The sequence below is a fragment of the Streptomyces sp. NPDC086554 genome, from assembly GCF_040686095.1.
In the GTDB taxonomy this organism is placed as follows: Bacteria; Actinomycetota; Actinomycetes; order Streptomycetales; family Streptomycetaceae; genus Streptomyces.
Map to the genome: position 1 here is coordinate 212,534 of NZ_JBFBJK010000007.1, position 20,418 is coordinate 232,951.

Consider the following 20,418-nt stretch of genomic DNA (forward strand, 5'->3'; position numbering starts at 1 on the left):
GTGGGCTCCATGGCTGACGAAACCATCCCATCGATGACTGCATCCGCTGGGCAGCCCGGGCCGCCCGCCGCCCTCACGGCCGCGCCCGGCTACCAGGTCCGGCGTCTGTACCAGGCGTATCTCGCGGTCTGGATCCGTGCGGTCGACCCGACGCTGACCGGCCCGCAGTTCGCGGTGCTCACGGCCGTGGACGCCTCGCCGGGACATGACCAGCGGTCCATGGCGTCGGCGGTGGCCCTGGACACGTCGACGATGGCGGACGTGGCACGGCGCCTGGAGAACCGGGGGCTGATCGTGCGGAAGACGGCCGCCGACGACGGCCGCCGCAAGCTGCTCTATCTGACCGCGGAGGGCGAACGCACCCTCCGCGATTCCCACCGTCGTGCCCGCGAACTCGACCAGCGGCTCCTCGAGCCGTTCGGTGATGAGCGGCGCGAAGAAGTCATGCAACTCCTCACGTCCCTCGCCGATCACTGGGAGGGGCTCGCCGAGGACTCATAGCCGTACGTGATGGCGTACGGCGGACACCGGAGGAACCCGTGGCAGTGCAGGCGACGACCGCGACCGACCACCACATCGGCCTGATCGTGCCCAGCTCGAACCTGACGATGGAGACGGAGCTGCCGCGCATGCTGCGCGAGCGCGAGTCCGTGGCCCCACAGGATCGGTTCGTCTTCCACAGCAGCCGGATGCGGATGAAGCATGTGACGCCCGAGCAGCTGAAGGCGATGAACGCGCAGACCGAGCGCGCGGCCCTTGAACTCGCCGACGCCAGGCCCGACGTGGTCGCCACCGCCTGCCTCGTCGCGATCATGGCCCAGGGTCCTGGCCACCACTGCGTGGCGGAGGACGAGATCTCCGCCGCGCTGCGGTCCGAGGGCGCCGGGGCGCCGGTGATCTCCAGCGCGGGCGCGCTGCTCGACGGGATCAAGGCGCTCGGCGCGTCCCGGGTCGCGATCGTCACTCCGTACATGAAGCCGCTGACACAGCTGGTCGTCGACTACATCGAGGACGCCGGGGTGGAAGTCGTGGACGCGCTCAGCCTGGAGGTGCCGGACAATCTGGCCGTCGCCCGCCTGGACCCCGCCGATCTGCGCGACCACTGGCGGCGCCTCGACCTGAGCCGCGCCGACGCGCTGGTCCTCTCCGCGTGTGTGCAGATGCCGTCGCTCGCTTCGGTGCAGGCGGTGGAGGACGCCGCGGGCCTGCCCGTCCTGACGGCGGCCACCGCGACGGCGTACCGGATCCTCACCGAGCTCGGCCTGCCGCCGGTCGTGCCGGGCGCGGGGAGTCTGCTGCGGGATCCGAGTGACGGTTGAGGGCGGTGCACCGACCGGGCACGATGGCCGGGCGCACCCGCCACACCTGGGGTACGCCCGAATGCCCGCCGCCCTCAAGGGAGTTGACGCATGTCCGCGATGACGACGGCGCGTACGACATCGTGGAGCGGCTCTGGGCCGCGCTCGCGCCGGGCAGCCATCTGGTCCTGTCCCAGATGGCGAGCGACTTCGATCCCGGCATCGCGTGGCTGCCGGACTGGCATCCGGAGCTCGGCGTGGGCGAGGCCAGGAACGGGACTCCGGTACCGCTGTACGCCGGAGTGGGCCGCAAGCAGTAGTCCGCCACCCTCCCCTTTTCATCTTCTTGACGATAAGCAGGAGCACCCCATATCGTCGATGCGACGAGAACAGGGAGGGATTCCACCATGGCCGACATCACCAGGCGTCTTTGGCTGCACCATCTGCGCTCCGCGCCCACCGCCCACATCCGCCTCCACAAGCGCGGCCGCCTTGTCCACGACGGGCCCGGGCTCAGCTTCTGGTTCCGTGCGCTCAGCGCGGCGATCTCCGAAGTGCCGGTCGACGACCGGGAGTTGGCGGTCACCTTCCATGCGCGTACGGCCGATTTCCAGGACGTCACCGTGCAGGCCACGGTGACGTACCGGATCAGCGATCCGGCCCTCGCCGCGGCCCGCGTCGACTTCGCGGTCGACCCCGGCACCGGAGCCTGGCGCGGGGCACCCCTTGAGCAACTCGCCGCTCTGCTCACGGAGTCCGCCCAGCAGAACGCCCTCGACGTGCTGGCCCGCACCCCGCTGTCCGAAGCGCTCGCCGACGGCGTGACCTCGGTCCGCGAGCGGATCTCCGAGGGCCTCGCCGGGGAGCCCCGGCTGCCCGCCACCGGCATCGAGGTGGTGGCCGTGCGCGTCGTCGCGATCCGCCCGGAGCCCGAGGTGGAGCGGGCGCTGCGCACCCCCGCCCGTGAGCGCATCCAGCAGGACGCCGACCGGGCGACGTACGAACGGCGTGCCGTGGCCGTCCAGCGGGAGAAGGCCATCGCGGAGAACGAGCTGACCAGCCGCATCGAACTGGCCCGCCAGGAAGAGGAGTTGGTGGAGCAGCGCGGCACCAACCAACGCCGCGAGGCCGAGGAGAACGCGGCGGCGGACGCCGTGCGCGCGACAGCGGAGGCCGAGCGCACCGAGCGCCTTGCCCGGGCCGAGGCCGAGTCGGCGCGCACGGTCGGCGAGGCGAAGGCCGCGGCCCAGGCCGCCTGGCTCGCCGCGCACTCCGCGGTGGACGCGGCCACGCTGCACGCCCTCGCTGCGACCCGGCTCGCCGAGAACGTCCCCCGCATCGAGAGCCTCACCCTCTCCCCCGACGTCATCACCGGCCTGCTCGCCAAGCTGGGGCACGGCGCGGGTGAACGCCCATGAGCCTCGCGCCGCGCGCGGTCCTGGTCCATCGCACCACCGAGTACGAGGAGTTGCTCGCCCGGCACGGCACCCACGGGCAGGCCGAGTTCTTCCTCGCATCGCGCGGCCGGAGCATCCAGGAGGTGGCCGAGCGGCATCACCGTACGCACCGGACACTCGCCGAAGTGGCGGCCGCCGTACCCGCGCGGTGGCGGCGGGCGCGGGTGGAGCGCGCCGATCTCGACCGTTTCCTCTTCGGGCCCGAGGACGTCGTGGTCGTCGTCGGGCAGGACGGTCTCGTCGCCAACGCGGCGAAGTATCTCGCCGGGCAGCCGGTCGTCGGCATCGACACCGAGCCCGGCCGCAATCCCGGGGTTCTCGTACGCCACCGGGGCGCGGACGCGGCCAAGCTCCTCGCGGCGGCGCTCGGGCCCGGAGCGGGCGTGGACGAACTCACCATGGTGGAGGCCGTGTCCGACGACACCCAGCGGCTGCTCGCCCTCAACGAGATCTACCTCGGCCCACCAGGACACCAGACCGCCCGCTACCGCCTGGGCCCTGACACCGACACGGCAACCCCCGAGGCGCAGGCCTCCTCCGGCGTCCTCGTCGGCACCGGTACCGGCGCCACCGGCTGGCTGCGCTCGCTGTGGCAGCAGAGCGGGAGCGCCCTGCCGATGCCAGGCCCCGTCGAGCGGAGGCTCATCTGGTTCGTACGGGAGGCGTGGCCGTCGCCCGCGACCGGGACCTCCCGCGTGGAGGGAGTCCTCGCGGCGGCCGAGCGGCTGCGCGTCACCGTCGAGTCGGACCGCCTGGTCGCCTTCGGCGACGGGGTGGAGAGCGACGCGCTCGAACTGACCTGGGGTCAGAGCGTCCGCATCGGAATGTCGGACATCGCCCTGCGCCTGGTGAGTTGACGGCAGGCTGAGTGCGGCCCCCCGGCGGCAGCGGTGTGCCGATGGGGCAGGATGACGCTCGCGACGCCGGACACGAACATATGTCCGGCGCGCCCGCACAACCTGGAGAATGAACTGATGGAGCGAGCCCTCACATGGCACGACCTGATCGCCGCCGGTATCGCGGTGGCCGCCGGCATCGCGGCAGGTCTGCTGCTGCGCGTCATCCTGCGGTGGCTGGGTGAACGGGCCAGCAGGACCCTCTGGAGCGGCGATGACATCATCGTCGACGCCGTACGCACACTGGTCCCCTGCGCGGCGATAACCGCCGGCGCCGCGGTCGCCGCGGCGGCGCTCCCGCTCACCCCGAGGACCGGCCGCAACGTCACGATGACGCTGACCGCGCTGCTCGTCCTCGCGGCGACCCTGACGGCGGCCCGGGTGGTCACCCGCCTCGTGAAGTCCCTGGCCCAGTCCCGGTCGGGAGTTGCGGGCTCGGCGACGATCTTCGTGAACATCACCCGCGTCGTGGTCCTCGCGATCGGGTTCCTCGTCGTCCTGCAGACACTCGGCGTCTCCATAGCCCCGCTGCTCACCGCGCTCGGCGTGGGCGGTCTCGCGGTCGCCCTGGCCCTCCAGGACACCCTGGCCAACCTCTTCGCGGGCGTACACATCCTCGCCGCGAAGACGGTGCAGCCCGGCGACTACATCCGGCTCAGCAGCGGCGAGGAGGGCTACGTCGTGGACATCAACTGGCGCAACACGGTGGTGCGTCAGCTGTCGAACAACCTCGTCATCATCCCCAACGCCCAGCTCGCGGGCACCAACATGACCAACTTCAGCCGCCCCGAGCAGGACCTGTCGATCATGGTGCAGGTCGGCGTCAGCTACGACAGCGACCTGGAGCACGTCGAACGCGTCACGACCGAGGTCGTGGAGAACGTCATGAAGGACGTCGACGGCGCTCTCCCCGACCACGAACCGGCCGTCCGCTTCCACACGTTCGGCGACTCCAGGATCAGCTTCACGGTGATCCTGGGCGTCGGCGAGTTCAGCGACCAGTACCGCATCAAGCACGAGTTCATCAAGCAGCTCCACCAGCGCTACCGCGCCGAGGGCATCCGGGTCCCGTCGCCGGTCAGGACGGTGAACGTCCAGCAGGGAGAGCTGCCGCCGAGCCTGATCCCGCAGCAGCGGGACGCCTCGTCCTCGTGACCGCTCAGACGGTGAACTCCCGGATCACGGTGTTCCTGAAGACCGCCCTGCCGTCGATCGTGAACAGCGCGAGCCGGGTGTCCGTGAGGTAGGGGAACGCCTCCATCGAGTGGGTGTGCCGCCCGTCGTCGAAGAAGACCTCGACCGAGGTGCGGTCGACCAGGACGCGCAGCGTGACCTTGTGGGCCGATGCGTCGAAGGGGGTCTTGCTCTCCTGCCACTTGCCGGAGGTGTCGGGGTTGGCGGCGCCCCGGCGGTTCACGAAGGCGTAGTCGCCGTACACGCCCGCGTCGATGTGCCTGCTGCCGTCGGCGGACCTGCGCAGCTGGACGCCCGCGCCGGTCAGCTGGTCCCAGGTGATCTCGGTGGACAGTTCGTACGCCGTACCCGTGTAGTCGAGGACCAGTTGGCCGTCGACGGTCACGTCGCCGAGATCGACGGTCCGTGAGACATGCTGGTCCAGGGCTTGCACAGGGCGGGACGCCAGGTAGTGGGTGCCCGACGCGGCGCGGTGCAGGGTGATCTCGCGGACGATCGAGTCCGTGCCGTTGAAGCCGTCGGCGTCGATGGTCGGGGTGGTGTTGGGGTAATCCCAGTTGTTGAGCCAGCCGATCGCGTAGCGGACGGCCGGGTCGACGGCGCCGTTCGCGGCGTGCTTCTCGAAGGTGACGGCGCCGTACCAGTCGAAGCCGTGGTCCAGCCACTGCGGCTCCGGCGCGTCGGGCGTGAACGTGGTGCCGTCGAACTCGCCCGTCCAGTACGCGTAGGTGTTGGGCAGACCGGACGCCTTGCCGTTGGCGCTGACCCCGAGCACCCACTTCGCGGTGCCGCCGGCGGTGGCGATGCGGAACAGATCGGGGCACTCCAGGACGCCGATGCCCTCCTTCACGAAGCCGCCGACGTACGTCCAGTCCTTGAGGTTCGCGGAGTGGTAGAAGCCGACCTTGGTGTGCTCGGCGAGCACCATCACCCAGCGGCCGCGCTCCTCGTCGCGGATCACCTTGGGGTCGCGGAAGTCCTTCACGCCCGGGTTGGGGACGGCCGGATCCGTGCCGTGGTTCTTGAAGGTGCGGCCCTTGTCGGTGGAGTACCACAGGTACTGGGCCTGGGTGTTGGCGGTCCGGTCCGGCTCCATGGTGGCCAGGACGACGACCGCGCCCGCGCCGAAGCCCGCGGTGTTCTCCGTGTCGACCACCGCGGAGCCGGACCAGACGTCGCCGTTGGGGGTGGTGTCCTTGGGGATCGCGATTCCGCGGTCCTTGAAGGAGACCAGGTCGGTGCTGGTGGCCAGGCGCCAGGCGGTGCCCGTGGTGGTGCCGCCGCTGAGGTAGTCGGCGTTGTAGAGGTAGTAGTAGTGGTACTCGCCGTCGATCCAGATGGGTTTCTGAGGGTCGTTCTTCCACTGGTCGGGGACGGTGAAGTGGTACTCGGCGCGGTAACTCGCGCCCCGCTTGGCGGACTTGCGGTCCAGGGCGGAGGCAGCGCTCAGGGCGGCCGCCGATCCGGCGGGTATCGCGGCCAGTGCCGCGCCCACGGCTCCGGCCCGGATCAGCGCCCTTCGGGTCATCTCACGCATCGTCTCTCGTCACTCTCCTGTCACTGGCGGCTCACGGTGACGCACGCTGGTTCGCGCTGGGTGAGGACTGTAGACCTAACTCGTTAAAGGTCAAGCGCCGCAGAGGACTTGACACCGGCGCAACACGGTTCTCATCATCTGGGTCACAGAAATTTACTAACACGAGTTAGGCCCTCCGATGACCGACTCGCCCCACCCTCCCGACCGCACCTTCCCCCGCCGCACCTTCCCCCGCCGCACGCTGCTCCGCTACGGCGGCTACGGCGCCGGCGCCGCCGCCCTCGCCGGGACCGCCGCGAGCTGGGACCGGCTCACCGGCGCCGACATCCCCGGCCGGGACGGCGACTCGCTGGTCGTCGCCACGCTCGGCTCCGCCATCGATCCGGCCGCGCAGCGCGCCCTGCGCGAAGGCTTCGAGAAGCTGCACCCCGACATCAAGGTGCGGCTGCTGCCGATCCAGGCCACCGACTGGTCGGACTTCTTCGCCAAGATCCTCACCCAGATCGCCGCGGGCACCGAGCCCGACGTCGTCTATGTCGCCACCGAGGGCGTGCAGCTCTTCGCACAGCGTCTCGGGGTTGCGCTCGACGCCTGGGTGAAGCGCGACGCGGACGAACTGCGCGAGTACTTCGCGGACGTCCATCCCTCGCTGGTCGAGTCGATGATGTACGAGGGGAGCCTCTATCAGCTCCCGGTCGAGTTCAACGCGGCCGACATGTACCTCAACACCCGGGTCCTGCGGAAGGCGGGCTCCGAACTGCCGCCGCCCGACTGGACCCGCGACCAGTTCACCGCGCTGCTGCGGGACCTGAAGCGCGGCGGCGGCTCGCACTTCACGCCGTACTTCTGGACCAACCGTCTGTGGGGCGGCGTCGTCCCGTGGCTGTTCGCCAACGACACGAACGTACTCGTCGAGTCCAAGGCCCCCGGCGGCGACTGGCTGTGGAACGACTTCTACCCGGCCGACCAGCGCCGCGGCCGGGGCGGCGGCTACCGCTGGCGCACCCCCCAGGCCACCCATGACCGCGTCGAGGAGGTGTACGACTACCTGGCCTCGCTCATCCAGGACCGGCTCTGCTCACGCCCCGAGGGCGGCAGCGGCAACAACCTGGTCGGGGTGTTCTCCACCGGCCGCGTCGGCGTCACCCCGGCGGGCGGCTTCTGGGCGGGCGGCCTGCACACGGCGGGCATGCCGCGCACCGGGTACGACGTGCAGTACTTCCCGCGCTGGCGCACCCAGCGCCATCAGTTCGGCGCCGCGGGATACGCCGTCCTGCGTACGTCCAAGAAGCAGGACGAGGCCTGGGAGTTCATCAAATACTCCGTGCGCAAGGACGTGCTCACCGAGCTCTTCCAGGCCAACCAGACGACCCCGGCCCGCCGTTCGATGGTTCAGGCGGCCCGCTACGAGAAGACCGGGCCGACGAACTGGCAGGTCTTCTACGACACCCTCGACAAGTTCCCCACCACAGGACCGATCCCGGCACCGCCCCAGGTCGCCGAGGTCGAGCAGCTCCTCCTCAAGCACACCGGTAGCGCGCTCGCCGATCCGCGCGGGGTGCGTCCCGCGCTGCGGCGGCTGCAGGGCGATCTGGAGAAGGCCATGGAGCGTGACGCATGACGACCACCCAGCACACGGCAGAGGCCCCGCCCGCCGTCAAGAAGCAGGCGCCCCGTCCCACCGCCCGAGACCGTGGATCACGCCTCCTGGCCACGCTCTTCCTCGCGCCGACCGTCATCGGCGTCCTGGTCTTCACCGTCGTACCGATCGTCGGGTCCGTCGTCTTGAGCTTCTTCCACTGGGACGTCATCGAGTCGCCGACGTTCGCAGGGACCGACAACTACCGCGAGGCCTTCACCGACGACACGGTCCTCGTCTCCTTCACCAACACCCTCCTCTTCATGTTCTTCGCGGTCGCCCTGCAGCTGCTGCTCGCGCTTGCTCTCGCGCTGACGCTCAACAACCGGCTGCCCGGCTGGCTGCGTTCGGCCTTCCGCTCGGCGTTCTTCTTCCCGCTCGTGCTGTCCGCGGCATCCATCTCGGTGGTCATGAAGTACCTCTTCAACCAGGAATTCGGGGTGATCAACTGGCTGCTCGGCCATGTCGGCATCGACCCGGTCCCCTGGCTCACCTCGGAGGACTCGGCGATGGCCGCGGTCGTCCTGGTCTATGTGTGGCAGCAGTTCGGCTTCTCCTTCCTGCTCTTCGTCGGGGGCCTGAACAACATCCCCAAGGAGATCCACGAGGCCGCCTCGCTCGACGGCGCCACCGGCATCCGCAAGCACCTCGCCGTCACCCTGCCCCTGCTCTCCCCCACCCTCCTCGTCGCCTCGGTGGTGGGCATCATCAACGCCCTTCAGGTCTTCGAGCAGCCGTACGTCCTCACCGACGGCGGGCCCGGCGACTCCACCCGCACCGTCGTGATGGTCATCTACCAGAGCGCCTTCGAGCAGCTGCGGTTCGGCGAGGCCTCGGCGGTCGGCGTGCTGCTCTTCGCCCTGATCCTGGCCGTCACGGCACTCCAGTTCCGGCTCAGCCGGCGATTCGTCCACTACCAGTGAGCCGGGTGAGCCCTGTGAACCGTATGAAGTACGGCATGAAGTACGGCCTGTCGTCCTGGGCGTCCTGGGCGTCCTGGGCGTCCTGGGCCCGGATCGCCGGCCTGACCGTGGTCGCGCTGCTCACCCTCGGCCCGGTGATCTGGACCGTGTCCACCTCGCTGCGGGCCCCCGCCGAGTCCTTCAACCTGCCCCCGCAGATCATCCCGTCCGAGCCGACGACCGAGGCGTACAGCCAGGTCTTCGCGCAGATCGACGTATGGCTGCTCGCACTCAACTCGACCCTGGTGACCGCGCTGATCGCGGTCGGACAGATGATCACCGCGGGGCTCGCCGGATACGCCTTCGCGCGCCTGGAGTTCCGCTTCAAGAAGCCGCTCTTCGGCCTGGTCCTCGCCACCATGATGGTGCCGTTGCAGGTCACGATCGTGCCGGTGTTCCTGGTCCTGAAGTCGATGGGCCTCACCGACACGCTGCTCGGCCTGATCATCCCCGCCTGGCCCACCGCGTTCGGGACGTTCCTGATGCGGCAGTACTTCCTCGGCATGCCCAAGGATCTCGGCGAGGCGGCGATGATCGACGGTGCGGGACCCTGGCGGATCTTCCGCTCGGTGTACGCGCCGCTGGCCGCGCCGGGCCTGGCCATCGTGGGTGTCCTCGCCTTCAACTACCACTGGAACGAGTTCTTCCGCCCGCTGATCCTGGAGACGTCGACCGACAACTTCACGCTCCCGCTCGGTCTGGTCTCGCTCCAGGGCAACCTCGGCACCGGATCCGTCTCCGTCGTCCTCGCGGGCGTCGCGCTCTCCATGATCCCCGCCATCGCCGTCTTCGCCGTCGGCCAGCGCCCTCTGCGCGAGGGCATCACATCCGCTGGAGTGAACCGTTGAGCATGTCCCGCCCCACAAGTGAACCGTCGGGCATGTCCCGCCCCACATCCGACGTCCACGCCCCGCGCTTCCGGGTCAGGCCGCCCGCGAACTGGATCAACGACCCCAACGGGCCCTTCCGTTGGCGCGGCCGCTACCACCTCTTCTACCAGCACAACCCCGACGCTCCCATGCACGCGAACATGCACTGGGGCCACGTCTCCAGCGCCGACCTCGCACACTGGGAGCACCACCCCATCGCGCTCACCCCGACACCGGGCGGCCCGGACGAGGGAGGCTGCTGGTCGGGCTGCGTGGTGGACGACGCGGGCATCCCCACCGCCGTCTACACCGGCGTGGACCACGAACACACCGGGCTCGGCACCATCTGCCTGGCCCAAGTGGCCCCGGAATCCCCGGAGTTGACGACCTGGCGCACGCTCCCCGAGCCGGTGGTGCCAGGCCCGCCACCGGGCCTGGACGTGACGATGTTTCGCGACCCGTTCGTCTTCCGGTACGGCGGGCGCCGCTGGGCAGTGGTCGGCGCGGGCCACGCCGACGGCACACCGTCGGTACTCCTGTACGACTGCGACGACCTCAAGTCCTGGCGCTTCGCCGGGGTGCTGGTGGACGGGCACGATCCGGTGGCGGAGCAGACGTTCGGCGGCGGCGCGGTGGGCTGGGAGTGCCCCCAGCTGTACGAGGGGGACGGCGGCGACTGGACGCTGGTGGTGTCGCTGTGGGACGGCTCTCCCCTGTCGACGGCGTATCTGACGGGGCGTCTCATCACATCTACAGACGGCGACTTGACTGGATTCACCCCCCGCGTCGGCGGTCCGCTCGACCTGGGCAGGGACTGCTACGCGCCCGCCGTCCTGCACGACACCGAGGCGGGCCGCAATCTGCTCTGGGGCTGGTCCTGGGAGGCGCGGGGGCAGCGGGAAGTGGACGAGGCAGGCTGGTCCGGCGTCCTGACAGCACCGCGCGTGGTCGGCACGCACCCCGACGGCAGGGTACGCGTCACCCCGGCGCCGGAACTCCAACTCCTGCGCGCGGCGGAGCCGTTCCTCACGGAGCCGGGGGCAGGCCGTACACCGCTCCCTGTCGCGTACGACATCGAGATCACCGCCGCCGCACCCACCACGGTCACGCTGCTGCGAGCCACATCGGGCGCGGAGCTGACGCTGACGCTCGACCCGGCGGCGGGCACGGCAACACTGGACCGCACAGCCTGGCCCCGCGAGCGCCCCGACGGCACGGCACCGATCACACTAAGCTCAACTCCCTCCCCTTCAGGGGGACTTGACGCCCGAATCCTGGTCGACGGCTCCTTGCTCGAACTCTTCGTGGCGGACCGCGCGGTGGCAACGGAACGGGTGTACCGGCGACCGGACGACGTCGCCGAACTGACGGTCGACGGAAAAGGCGCAAGGGTCACCGGCTGGGAAGTGATACCGCCGGGGCACGAGTGAGCGGGCCTCAGCAAGAAGCGCCCCGCAGGGGCGCGGGGCTGTGACATGTGCGGCTCCGCCGCGTGGGCGCGGCAAGCCACGACGCGCCCGCAGTCGGACCGCACCCCGCGCCCCGCGCCTCGTACCCCGCGCCCTCACGAACGAGGCGGCCCCACCGAGTCACGCACCACCACAGGACACTCCAGACGCCGGACCTCCACGGCGGGGGGCGTGGCGTTCTCTATGGCGTCCAGAAGCAGCCCCGTCGCCACCTCTCCCATCGCACGGTGCGGCAACGCCACCGTGGTCAACGGCGGGTCCAGGAACCCCGCCATGTGCTCCTGATCGTCGTAGCCGACCAACGAAAGCTCGCCGGGGACGTCGATGCCGAGACGGGCCGCGGCGTGCAGGACGCCCGCCGCGACCCGGTCGTTGTAGCAGACGATGCCCGTGGGGCGGTGCTCTGCCGGCACGCCGTCCAGCAGGCGCATCGCTCCCTCGTACCCGGCCGAGATCTCGCCTCCCCCGCGCACGATCCGGTCCTTGCCCGCCCGCTCCCCCACCGTCCGCAGCGCGTCCCGGAAGCCGCGCAGGCGCTCCGTCGACGCGATGTCGTCGAGCCCGCCGACCAGGGCGATCCTGCGGTGCCCCGCGTCGAGCAGGAGCTTGGCCGCCGCCCGGCCGCCGGAGCGTTCGGCGGGGATCACCGCGGGCAGCGACCCGTCGTCCGGAAGGCAGTTGGCGAGCACCGCGAAGGTGCGGTTCAGGCCCACGGGGACGCGGGCCGAGCGCAGGGACATGGCGGCGTAGATGATGCCGTCCACCCGCCGGTCGAGGAGCTCGGCGACGGCCGCGTCCTCCTTGGCGGGGTCGCCGGTGGAGTCGACGGTGAGCACCAGGTGCTCGCGGTCCCAGGCGGTCTCCATCGCGCCGCGCAGCAGCGCACCGGCGAACGGCGACGAGGCGATGTGGTCGGTGACCAGGCCGATCACGGCCGTTCGGCGGCGGCGCAGGCCACGGGCGACGGCGTTGGGCCGGTAGCCGAGCTGCTCGGCGGCCTTGCGGATGCGCGCCTGGGTCGCGGGCGAGAGATTGCCGTCGGCCCGGCCGTTGAAGACGAAGGAGACGGCGGTGTGCGAGACCCCGGCGAGACGCGCGACGTCCTTCGACGTCGGCCGCTCGGGCCTGTCCGCGTCCCTGCTCACGCTGTCGGCGCTCTCGATGTTCCCCGCCCCCTTCGATGCCGCACGGGTGCTCCACCTTGATCCACGTCAGCCTAGGGCCTGTCCGATGGGTCCTGCCGGGGTCGCGACCCCTGCGTCCCGGTACGGCCGGACGTTCCGGCGATACTGGCCGTGACGATTGTCGCCCGCAGTCACACACCAGGAGGAGACGCGACGTGAGCCGCCCCACCGCCCGCGATGTCGCCGAGCTTGCCGGGGTGTCACGCGCCGCCGTGTCCTTCGTGTTCAGCGGCCGCGCCGCGGGGAACCTCTCCGCCAAGACCCAGGCGCGCATCAGGAAGGCCGCCGACCAGCTGGGTTACCGTCCCGACGAGGTGGCGCGCTCGCTGCGCAAGCAGCGCAGCGCGGTGATCGGACTGCTCAGCGACGAGATCGCGACGAGCCCCTTCGCCGGCCGTCTGGTGCTCGGTGCGATGGAGGCGGCCCGTGAGCGCGGGCACCAGGTGCTGCTCCTGGAATCCCGGCTCGATCCGGCCGCCGAGGCGGAGGCGGTCGCCGAGCTGCGGGCCCGCCGGGTGGACGGGATCGTGTACGCGGCGATGTCGATGCGCCGCACCGCCGTGCCCGATGGCATCGACCCGTCGCGCACGGTGCTCGCCAACTGCCTGCCGCTCGAGCCCGGTTCGTACGCGTCGGTGGTGCCGAACGAGCGCGCGGGCGGCCGTTCCGCGGTGAACGTGCTGATCGAGGCGGGGCACCGCGACATCGCCCTGCTCGGCGGCTCGACCGGTGACATCGCCGCGTCGGACCGGGCCCGCGGCTTCCGCGACGGACTGCGGGCCGCCGGGATCACCGCCCGCGACGAGTGGGTGCTCCGCGCGGGCTGGCAGATCGACGAGGGGTACGCGGCGGCGCTGCGGGTGCTCGACGGTCCCGCCCGGCCGACGGGTGTGGTCTGCGCGAACGACCGGGTGGCCATGGGCACGCTGCTCGCCGCTGCCCGTCTGGGCATCGACGTACCCGGTGATCTCTCGGTGGTCGGTTACGACGACCAGGACCAGATGGCCGACCGCCTGGTCCCGGCCCTGACGACGATCGCGCTCCCGCACCACGAGATGGGCGCGACGGCGGTCCGTATGCTGCTCGACGCCTCCGAAGCGGGTGAGCCGGTGGACCGTGCGGCCGCGCGCCGCCTGACGTGCCCCGTGGTCGCCCGGGACTCGGTCCGCCCGCCGGCGGGGGCCCGCTGAGAAGCTGTGTCACATCTCTTCGTGCAGGTTGTAGGCATGATCTGCGAGGGTGATCCCATTTCCCGTTCGGTTCGGCGTCGACGGGACGGAAAGGCGAACGCCAAAGGTCAGGCGGCCGCTGTGAGCTGTTCCTGGGCCAGCGCCGCCGCGGAGCGGCGGTGTTGGCGGGCGAGGCGGCGGGTCATGAGGGTGATGAAGGCCCACTGGATGTGGGCTTCGGAGTGAGACATGAGGCGTTCGTAGTCCCTCGTGTTGCGGCGGGCCCGCATCGTCCACGAATTCGACCGCTCCACCACCCACCTCTTCGGCAACAAGATGAAGCCCTTCGCGTCGTCCGGCCGGGGCACGACCTTGATCGTGATGCCGAGAGTGTTCTGCGCCCAGGCGGTGAACTCCACTCCGCCGTAGGCGTTGTCGGCCCAGACCAGCACGATCTCGGGGTGAGCCGCGTGCAGGCGGGTGAGCAGGATGTGGGCGGCGGCCCGCTCCTGGACGTCCGCGGGCGTGACGAGGAGATCGACGAAGAGGCCATCTTGATCAACTATGAGGTGGCGCTTCCTCCCGTTGATGTCCTTGCGTTTGTCATAGCCGCGAGTGGCACTGGAGACGGTTTCGGCGCCCTTGACGGACTGCGCGTCGATGATCACGCGGACTGGCCAGGGGCAGCGGTCGCTGTTCAGGCGGATGCGCCGCCGCAGCTGGTCGAGGATCTTCGTGAGGACGCCCGCTTCGCCCAGCGCGCGAAATACCCGAACACGGTGCGCCAGGGGATGCCGAAGTCGGCGGGAAGAGCGCGCCATTTCGTCCCGTTGTCGACGATGTAGCGGATCGCGTCGATGACCCGTCAGCGCGGCCACTTCTCCGGCGCGCCGCCCTTGGCGGTTTGGCAGGCGGGGACGGGCAGGAGGCCTTCGAGCTGGACCCATTCGAGGTCGGACAGGTCCGAGGGGTAGTGGTAACGCGGCAGCATGACAGAGCCGGGCCGCGACCGCGGGGTGAGGGGCCAACTGCCCGGCGGTCGCGGCCGTTGCCTTTCTGCTCAGGTCATTCCAGGCCGGCCAGGAGGGCGAAGGTGGACTCCACCGCCCTCATCTGCGTGATCACGGTGCGGATGTAGAGGTCCTCGGGTTCCTGCTTCTCGTGGGCGAGCAGGATGCCCTCGATGAAGTTCGTCACTCGGTGGCGGACGAGGTCGAAGAACGCCCGCTTGTAGCCGATCCACACCTCCGGCGTGTCCTCCAGCATCCGGTAGCCCCAGACCTTGTCCCAGGTCACCGGCGGCAGGCTGCGGGCAGCGGCGATCTTCCGCAGGTGCGTGATCCCGGTGTAGCACTGCGCGCGGGTGCGTTCGGTGGCGGCCATCATCTGCGTGATGTCCAGCCCTGACGGACGGGCCTCCAGCAGGGCCTTCAGGACGGCTTCGGCATGGACGTGAGCGGGGACACCCCGCCCCATCGCCTACTCACCCGAGCCTTTCAGCAGCTTCTCCAGCTGCTCGTCCAGGTCGACCTCGCCGCGGGTGACGGCGTTCGCGATCCAGTCCGCCGCCGCGCGAACCCGGGCCAGGCCGCGCTCGATCGTGTCGCGTTCGGCGTCGTCGTAGTGCTCGCCCTTCAGGTTCGGCACGATCCTTCCGGCCGTCGCGACGAACTGCGCGCAGGCCGCGACCAGGTCCATGAACTGCGTGCCGTGCTCCATCTGCCGCAATTGCGGGGCCGCTTCCTCGTGGACGTACTGGGCCTGCTGGCGGAACCGGTCGAACTGGGCCTCGTTCACGGCATGCCGGGCCGTGTCGTCGGCCATCGCCTTGGTCGCGACCGCGGGGCGGCGCAGGAAGTCCGTGGTCACCACCGCGGCAACCGCATCATCACTGGCCAGGTCGTGGATCGCCTCGACCTTCTCCTGGACGTCCTGCGGGGAGTCGACCTTCCAGCCCACCACCCGTTTCGCGCTGTCGTTGGTCCACCGAGGCGATGCGTAGCGGGGGTGGGGCGGAGGGTTGTTCACCGCCTTGAACCGCTCCACCTCGTCGGGGATCGAGGCCAGGATCTTGTGGATGGTGTGGGACACGTCCGAGCGCCGGCGCTGCTTGGGCCAGCGCGAGGCGACCCACCGGTAATCCCGCACCGTCGTGTAGGCCAGGCCGATGTCCTCCGCGAACAGGCGGATCGCCTCGCTGACGTTGAACATCTCCTTCGGGCCGCCATGCGTGCGCATCGGCTCGATCTCCAGGGCCGCGTCTCCGACCTGCCACTGAGCCGAACTCATCGTGGCGACCCAGTCCCGCCCCAGCTTGACCAGCTCGTCGTAGCGTTCCCGGGTCACACTCCCGACTGTCCCAGACACCTTGGCCACCCCCACGGGCCCGGGGTGCGACACCCTGCCGATGCCGCCAACTCACCCTGGAACACCGCTACTTCGCACCATCCGACGGCTCCGCCCGCCGGACAGAGCGCACGCGCACGGCGCGTGAAGCGACACCGCGTCCGCCGTGCGCGCGGCCTCACACCGTCCCGGGCGACGCGCGCCGCCTGTGCCAGGCCCGTTTGCGGCACCGGGGAGAGCAGTACACCGCCGAGACAGGACGTTCGACCCCCACCGTCCAACACGCCCCGCACTCCGAGCAGTTGACAACCACGCCGTTCTTCACCGCCTCGGTCCTGGCCCGCGTACGCCGCATCCGCCGCCAGTACCGCGAACGGCACGCCGACGAACAGAACACCGCCGAGGACCTCAATGACGGCATCAACCGCTCACCGCACCCGCGGCACAGCCGCGGCCCCACATCAATGTCCACGGCCGCCGCCGGCCGCAGCCGCGGCGCCCTCCTCCTGGCCATACGGGTACCGTACAAACCGAGGAGGGCCTTTGGGAGTTCCCCCTCGTGCGCAGGCGATCAGCACCGACGCGTCCGGCTGGAGCCGTGCAACGTCCGTCAGGGGCGATGAAGCACTGGATCGCCGAGTGCGATTCGGGGGTACTCAGCGTCACCCTTCTCGTTGCCCTCGATCGTGAGGATGGCGACCCCCGTGAGATCCACAGTCACCTTCACCGGCCGGTTGATCTGTGCGGTCACCGTCTTGAGCGTTTTCCCGCCGTCCTCACTGCCCCCACCACTCAAGAACGTCACTGTGGCGGGATACGCCGCGCTGTCATCGTCAAGGCCGACAGTGACGGTGAGGCTCTTGTAGCGCTCGTTGGTGCGGTAGCCGTGGTTCTCGCCGTTGCCGTTCTGGATGGTGATGGCGTCGTCGAAGCGCTTGCCTCCCATCGTTGCGGGCTCGATCGCCCAGTTGACGTACGACCCGCCGAGAGAGTCGACATCGGTCAGTGGCACGTCCTTGCTCTCACTGGCACGCGGGCTCGGCGTTGAGCCTGTGCTTCCGCTGGGCCCGGGAGCGGGAGCAGCCGTCACCGTCGCAGTTGCCGTCACCGTCGCCGTAGTTGTGACGGTGCGCGCCGTGGGCGGTGTGACGAATGACGGCACCCCGAAGAATCCGAGCAGTAGCCCAACCACTCCAGTGGCCGCAGTCACGAGCGCTGCTGTCTCAGCCCTTCGGCCGCTGCCCGGAGGCCTCGCTGGATCCGGTGATGGTGTTGGCGGCGACGGAGGTAACCCCGAACCAGGCTGCCCAGCACTCATCTGCGACTCCCCCGCCTATCGTCACGCCTGTGGCCGTTGTTGCTGCGTGCGGAACACACAGATTTTGACTGGGCGGGGCGGCTGCCGACAAGGAGCAGCCCGGGATTCGCGGGTCAGAACCTCGGAGAATCCGTGGGTTCAGATACGGGCACTGAGTGGGTGCTTTTGATCCTCAGTCGCCAAAGTGGAGTGGTGCCGCCGAAACCGGGCGCTATCGCGTCTAGCCCCGTTTGGATACCCCTGGCCCGATCGCCGGTGCGGCGGCGTGAGTGAAGCGCATCCGGATGATTACATAAAGCGCAGATCAATTACGCTTGGTAAGCATTGCTGGAGGGCTAGTCGTGTCCAAGTTGACTGTGCGCGGCCTTGCTGCGGTCGGAGTGACGGTCTGCGGTGTCGTCTCGCTGGTGACGGCGAATCCGGCATCTGCGTCCCCACGGGAAGCGGCAGCACCAGAACCTCCCATCGTCGTCTCCGGAGAACTGGCCAAGGGCGGCAAGCTGTCTCGCGCGACCTGTCCGAAGGGCACACAGCTCGGCGGCGGCGGGTACTCTTCCTCACCCGTGATCAACGGCCTCGGTTGGCCGACGTTCGATTTCGTGATCGCCAACGCTCCCAGCAAGTCCACTCCCAACAGCTGGAGCGCGAGAATGCTCAAGGGGACGGCCTCGGCCTACGCGCTGTGCTACAAGTCTTCCTCGGAGCCGCCCGTCGTCGTCACCGGGCCCGTGGGCAAGAGCGGAAAGCCCTCATACGCTACCTGTCCGGAGGGCACACAACTCGCGGGCGGCGGCTACTACTACAACCCCGTCGCCAACGGCCTCGACGAGATCCAGGACACCGAGGTCGCCAACGCTCCCAGCAAGTCCACTCCCAACACCTGGGCCGTCCAGCTCCTCAAGGGCAGTAGTACGGCATTCGCCCTGTGCAACAAGGTGTAGCCCAGCCGGGGCTTCCCCATCCGCCACGTGGTGCGGTGCAGGCCGGAGGTCCTATGCGTGCCGTACCGGCCAACGGAACCAGCGCCTCAGGCACCAAGGCTGGCGTGGCTGTGACGTCGTTCAGTGGCCCCTCGACATTGGCCACTTGGCCCCGGGAGTGGCAAATCACCCCACCTGCGGGGACGGCCACGAGATGGGGCCACTGCAGACCGTCATCCAACGTCTGTCGGCGCCAGCGATGGCCAATTCAGTGGGGCCGGTTGTCGGCGTCGAAGCCAGCTGGCGGCGACGATAACGGTTTCCTCCGCTGGTACGAGGCCCTCACCGCGGCACTTCGCCGAGCAGTACACCGCGTTGCTGCGGTGATCCACTCCAGCCACCCACACCGTCCCACAGACCGGGCAGACCCGGCGGCCCACACCATCGAGTTCAGCCGCTGCACGGCGTCGAATCCGGGGTGCGCGCCTCCACTGCCTGGCCCGACAGCCGCCGAGCAGTACACCGCCCGCGGCGCGGCCCCCGTCTCCAGCGGGGCGTCGCACACCGGACAGCACCGTTGGAGTGGCGGCCCGACGAACTCGGACACATCGCCAGGCTAGACCGCCCAGAGATCCACATCAGCAGTTCAGACACAGGCTCTGAGGGTGCCGACGGGTACGTCAACGGCGAGGCTGGGTACCGGGATACAGATCGATCCGGATGCTGTCGTCGTCCTCGATGACGTACGTGGCGTCCGTGTCGTGATTCCAGTTCAGCGGCAGCAGATAGTGCCTGCGGTCTCGCTCCACAAGGAGGCGCAGGCCGCTGTACCGGTACCGGTAGTGCCTGTCCTTGCCCAGGTCCTCCGCCCTCAGGCCGGGGCCCTGGATGCTCAACTGCTCGGTGCTGAGCACCACCACCGAGACGCGGCGTACCAGCTGCTCGGCATCGTGGCGCGCGTCCTGTCGGCCCAACTCCCCGGCGGCGAGGGCGACTACCCACATCAGGAACAGGCTCGCGGTGATCACGGGAACGGCGCGGTGCCACGGCCGGCCGCCGCTGCCGCCCGCTCGCCCCGCGGCCCTGCTCTGTCCCAGGAGAAGCCCGACGGCCACAAGGAGCGGCGCCGCCCACCGGAACGACCAGGGCTGGCCGAAGCGCCACGCCAGCAACAGGATCACGCCCGCCGCGACGAACGCCAGATGGGCTCGGGCCACGGCACGGGCGGCCCCGTCGACGCGCCTCGTGATCCGGCCGGGCACGCCGAGCGAGGGCAACAGGCCGGGGAGGCGGGGGAGGATGCCGACCAGGCTCAAGGTGATGAGCACCGGGAAAGTGGCGAGCCGAAGGCTGCGCAGCGCCATCTCGATCGGGTCGAAGCCCACGGAGAAGACATCGAGGTGGAAGTAGGCGTAGTAGGCGCGGCTGTGGACGAACCCGGTGTAGAGCATCAGCGCGAGGACGATCGAGCCCGCGCCGAAGACGGAGTTGGCGATCTCGGTGGCCTTGCCGCTCGGCTCCGCGGGCTGCGCACTCGGGGGAAGTGCGGGGCGAGCGGTGTTCCGGAGTTGTCGGCGTCGGCGGATACGGCGTTGGTGAAGGCGGCGTTGGCCGGGGACCGACGAACGGGAGGAGCCGCCTCTCGGCGATTCCGGTGACTCCGGTGTGTCCCTGGTGTCCATCGGCGCTTCCGTCGACCGCGTCAGGACACACCAGGCACGGGGCTCGGCGTCACTTCCGGAGAGGGCGGGCAGGTCGGGGCGGGCGTGGGAACGCCCTCGCAGGGAGTCTCGGAGGGCGGATCGGTGAGCTCGGGGGAAGGCTCCGGGGTGCCTCCCGTGTCCGTCGGCGGGGAGCCCACCGGCGCCAGGTCGTCGCCGCCTTCGCCACCGGACACATTCGAGTCGTCCCCGCCCGAGTCGTCCCCGTCTTCGCCACCGGACGAACTCGTTTGAGACTCGCTCGAACCGACCGACGAGGACGGCACCACCGGGTCGGGCGGCGGGTCACCGGCTCCTCCCGAACCAGCGCATCCCGCCGCACCGAAGACCAGCACGGCCACGGCGACGAGACTCCCGCTCAGGGCCGAGGCCCGTGGCTGGATCCGCATGAGAACCCCCCGCTCACCCTCGATCTCGGCGTTACGCAGCAGGATCCCAC

General features: G+C 69.9%; 22 protein-coding genes. 12 read left to right on the plus strand and 10 right to left on the minus strand.

What is annotated here, in order from left to right:
* Positions 1-9: 9 nt before the first annotated feature.
* The 6 genes from AB0O76_RS13990 to AB0O76_RS14015 all read left to right on the plus strand — a co-directional run bounded on the left by AB0O76_RS13990 (position 10) and on the right by AB0O76_RS14015 (position 4,806).
* Positions 10-501 (plus strand): MarR family winged helix-turn-helix transcriptional regulator, encoded by a 492-nt coding sequence (locus AB0O76_RS13990; RefSeq protein ID WP_365489434.1) that lies wholly within the window; start codon positions 10-12, stop codon positions 499-501.
* A gap of 107 nt (positions 502-608) precedes the next feature.
* Positions 609-1,319, plus strand: coding sequence for an Asp/Glu racemase (locus tag AB0O76_RS13995; protein WP_365489782.1), 711 nt, complete (start codon positions 609-611; stop codon positions 1,317-1,319).
* Positions 1,320-1,324: 5 nt separating this feature from the next.
* Positions 1,325-1,618 carry an SAM-dependent methyltransferase gene (locus AB0O76_RS14000; RefSeq protein ID WP_365489437.1) on the plus strand — a complete coding sequence of 98 codons (294 nt, stop codon included), beginning with the start codon at positions 1,325-1,327 and terminating at the stop codon, positions 1,616-1,618.
* Between the two features lie 87 nt (positions 1,619-1,705).
* A complete protein-coding gene (locus AB0O76_RS14005) occupies positions 1,706-2,716 on the plus strand; it encodes an SPFH domain-containing protein (protein ID WP_365489440.1) in 1,011 nt (336 codons plus the stop codon).
* Positions 2,713-3,612 carry a hypothetical protein gene (locus AB0O76_RS14010; protein ID WP_365489443.1) on the plus strand — a complete coding sequence of 300 codons (900 nt, stop codon included), beginning with the start codon at positions 2,713-2,715 and terminating at the stop codon, positions 3,610-3,612. Before AB0O76_RS14005 ends, AB0O76_RS14010 begins: the two co-directional genes overlap by 4 nt.
* 117 nt (positions 3,613-3,729) lie before the next feature.
* Positions 3,730-4,806, plus strand: a complete 1,077-nt coding sequence (locus tag AB0O76_RS14015) for a mechanosensitive ion channel family protein (RefSeq protein WP_365489446.1) — start codon at positions 3,730-3,732, stop codon at positions 4,804-4,806.
* Positions 4,807-4,810: 4 nt separating this feature from the next.
* On the opposite strand, the gene AB0O76_RS14020 is transcribed toward AB0O76_RS14015, so the two are convergent.
* Positions 4,811-6,382, minus strand: a complete 1,572-nt coding sequence (locus tag AB0O76_RS14020; protein ID WP_365489448.1) for a glycoside hydrolase family 32 protein — start codon at positions 6,380-6,382, stop codon at positions 4,811-4,813.
* A 178-nt stretch (positions 6,383-6,560) separates the two neighbouring features.
* On the opposite strand from AB0O76_RS14020, the gene AB0O76_RS14025 reads away from it, so the two are divergent.
* Genes AB0O76_RS14025 through AB0O76_RS14040 form a run of 4 tightly spaced genes read left to right on the plus strand, consistent with a single transcriptional unit; the run spans position 6,561 to position 11,282 of the window.
* Entirely contained in the window at positions 6,561-8,003 is a 1,443-nt protein-coding gene (locus tag AB0O76_RS14025) for an extracellular solute-binding protein (RefSeq protein WP_365489450.1), read from the plus strand.
* Complete coding sequence (locus AB0O76_RS14030; RefSeq protein WP_365489452.1) at positions 8,000-8,944, plus strand: sugar ABC transporter permease; 945 nt, start codon at positions 8,000-8,002, stop codon at positions 8,942-8,944. The genes AB0O76_RS14025 and AB0O76_RS14030 overlap by 4 nt, the downstream gene beginning before the upstream one ends.
* A gap of 23 nt (positions 8,945-8,967) precedes the next feature.
* A complete protein-coding gene (locus AB0O76_RS14035) occupies positions 8,968-9,831 on the plus strand; it encodes a carbohydrate ABC transporter permease (protein WP_365489784.1) in 864 nt (287 codons plus the stop codon).
* A gap of 32 nt (positions 9,832-9,863) precedes the next feature.
* Positions 9,864-11,282 carry a glycoside hydrolase family 32 protein gene (locus AB0O76_RS14040; protein WP_365489455.1) on the plus strand — a complete coding sequence of 473 codons (1,419 nt, stop codon included), beginning with the start codon at positions 9,864-9,866 and terminating at the stop codon, positions 11,280-11,282.
* A gap of 134 nt (positions 11,283-11,416) precedes the next feature.
* On the opposite strand, the gene AB0O76_RS14045 is transcribed toward AB0O76_RS14040, so the two are convergent.
* Positions 11,417-12,466: a LacI family DNA-binding transcriptional regulator gene (locus AB0O76_RS14045; RefSeq protein WP_365489457.1), complete on the minus strand. Its 1,050-nt coding sequence runs from the start codon at positions 12,464-12,466 to the stop codon at positions 11,417-11,419.
* Positions 12,467-12,660: 194 nt separating this feature from the next.
* On the opposite strand from AB0O76_RS14045, the gene AB0O76_RS14050 reads away from it, so the two are divergent.
* Positions 12,661-13,695: a LacI family DNA-binding transcriptional regulator gene (locus AB0O76_RS14050; RefSeq protein WP_365489460.1), complete on the plus strand. Its 1,035-nt coding sequence runs from the start codon at positions 12,661-12,663 to the stop codon at positions 13,693-13,695.
* A 107-nt stretch (positions 13,696-13,802) separates the two neighbouring features.
* On the opposite strand, the gene AB0O76_RS14055 is transcribed toward AB0O76_RS14050, so the two are convergent.
* From AB0O76_RS14055 to AB0O76_RS14080, 6 genes are all read right to left on the minus strand, one after another.
* Positions 13,803-14,342 (minus strand): transposase, encoded by a 540-nt coding sequence (locus AB0O76_RS14055; RefSeq protein WP_365489787.1) that lies wholly within the window; start codon positions 14,340-14,342, stop codon positions 13,803-13,805.
* A gap of 29 nt (positions 14,343-14,371) precedes the next feature.
* Positions 14,372-14,533, minus strand: a complete 162-nt coding sequence (locus AB0O76_RS14060; RefSeq protein ID WP_365489790.1) for a transposase — start codon at positions 14,531-14,533, stop codon at positions 14,372-14,374.
* Positions 14,534-14,539: 6 nt separating this feature from the next.
* The gene (locus tag AB0O76_RS14065; protein WP_365489463.1) at positions 14,540-14,665 is read right to left on the minus strand and encodes a hypothetical protein; all 126 of its coding nucleotides are present in this window, start codon (positions 14,663-14,665) and stop codon (positions 14,540-14,542) included.
* A gap of 74 nt (positions 14,666-14,739) precedes the next feature.
* Entirely contained in the window at positions 14,740-15,150 is a 411-nt protein-coding gene (locus AB0O76_RS14070; protein ID WP_365489466.1) for a hypothetical protein, read from the minus strand.
* A 3-nt stretch (positions 15,151-15,153) separates the two neighbouring features.
* Positions 15,154-16,020 carry a DUF6192 family protein gene (locus AB0O76_RS14075; protein ID WP_365489469.1) on the minus strand — a complete coding sequence of 289 codons (867 nt, stop codon included), beginning with the start codon at positions 16,018-16,020 and terminating at the stop codon, positions 15,154-15,156.
* Positions 16,021-16,630: 610 nt separating this feature from the next.
* Positions 16,631-17,032 carry an NPCBM/NEW2 domain-containing protein gene (locus tag AB0O76_RS14080; protein ID WP_365489472.1) on the minus strand — a complete coding sequence of 134 codons (402 nt, stop codon included), beginning with the start codon at positions 17,030-17,032 and terminating at the stop codon, positions 16,631-16,633.
* A gap of 647 nt (positions 17,033-17,679) precedes the next feature.
* Here AB0O76_RS14080 and AB0O76_RS14085 point away from each other — a divergent pair.
* Positions 17,680-18,279, plus strand: coding sequence for a hypothetical protein (locus tag AB0O76_RS14085; RefSeq protein ID WP_365489475.1), 600 nt, complete (start codon positions 17,680-17,682; stop codon positions 18,277-18,279).
* Between the two features lie 659 nt (positions 18,280-18,938).
* Here AB0O76_RS14085 and AB0O76_RS14090 read toward each other — a convergent pair.
* Positions 18,939-19,940, minus strand: coding sequence for a hypothetical protein (locus AB0O76_RS14090; RefSeq protein WP_365489478.1), 1,002 nt, complete (start codon positions 19,938-19,940; stop codon positions 18,939-18,941).
* Positions 19,941-19,960: 20 nt separating this feature from the next.
* The gene (locus AB0O76_RS14095) at positions 19,961-20,368 is read right to left on the minus strand and encodes a hypothetical protein (RefSeq protein ID WP_365489481.1); all 408 of its coding nucleotides are present in this window, start codon (positions 20,366-20,368) and stop codon (positions 19,961-19,963) included.
* Positions 20,369-20,418: the final 50 nt, after the last annotated feature.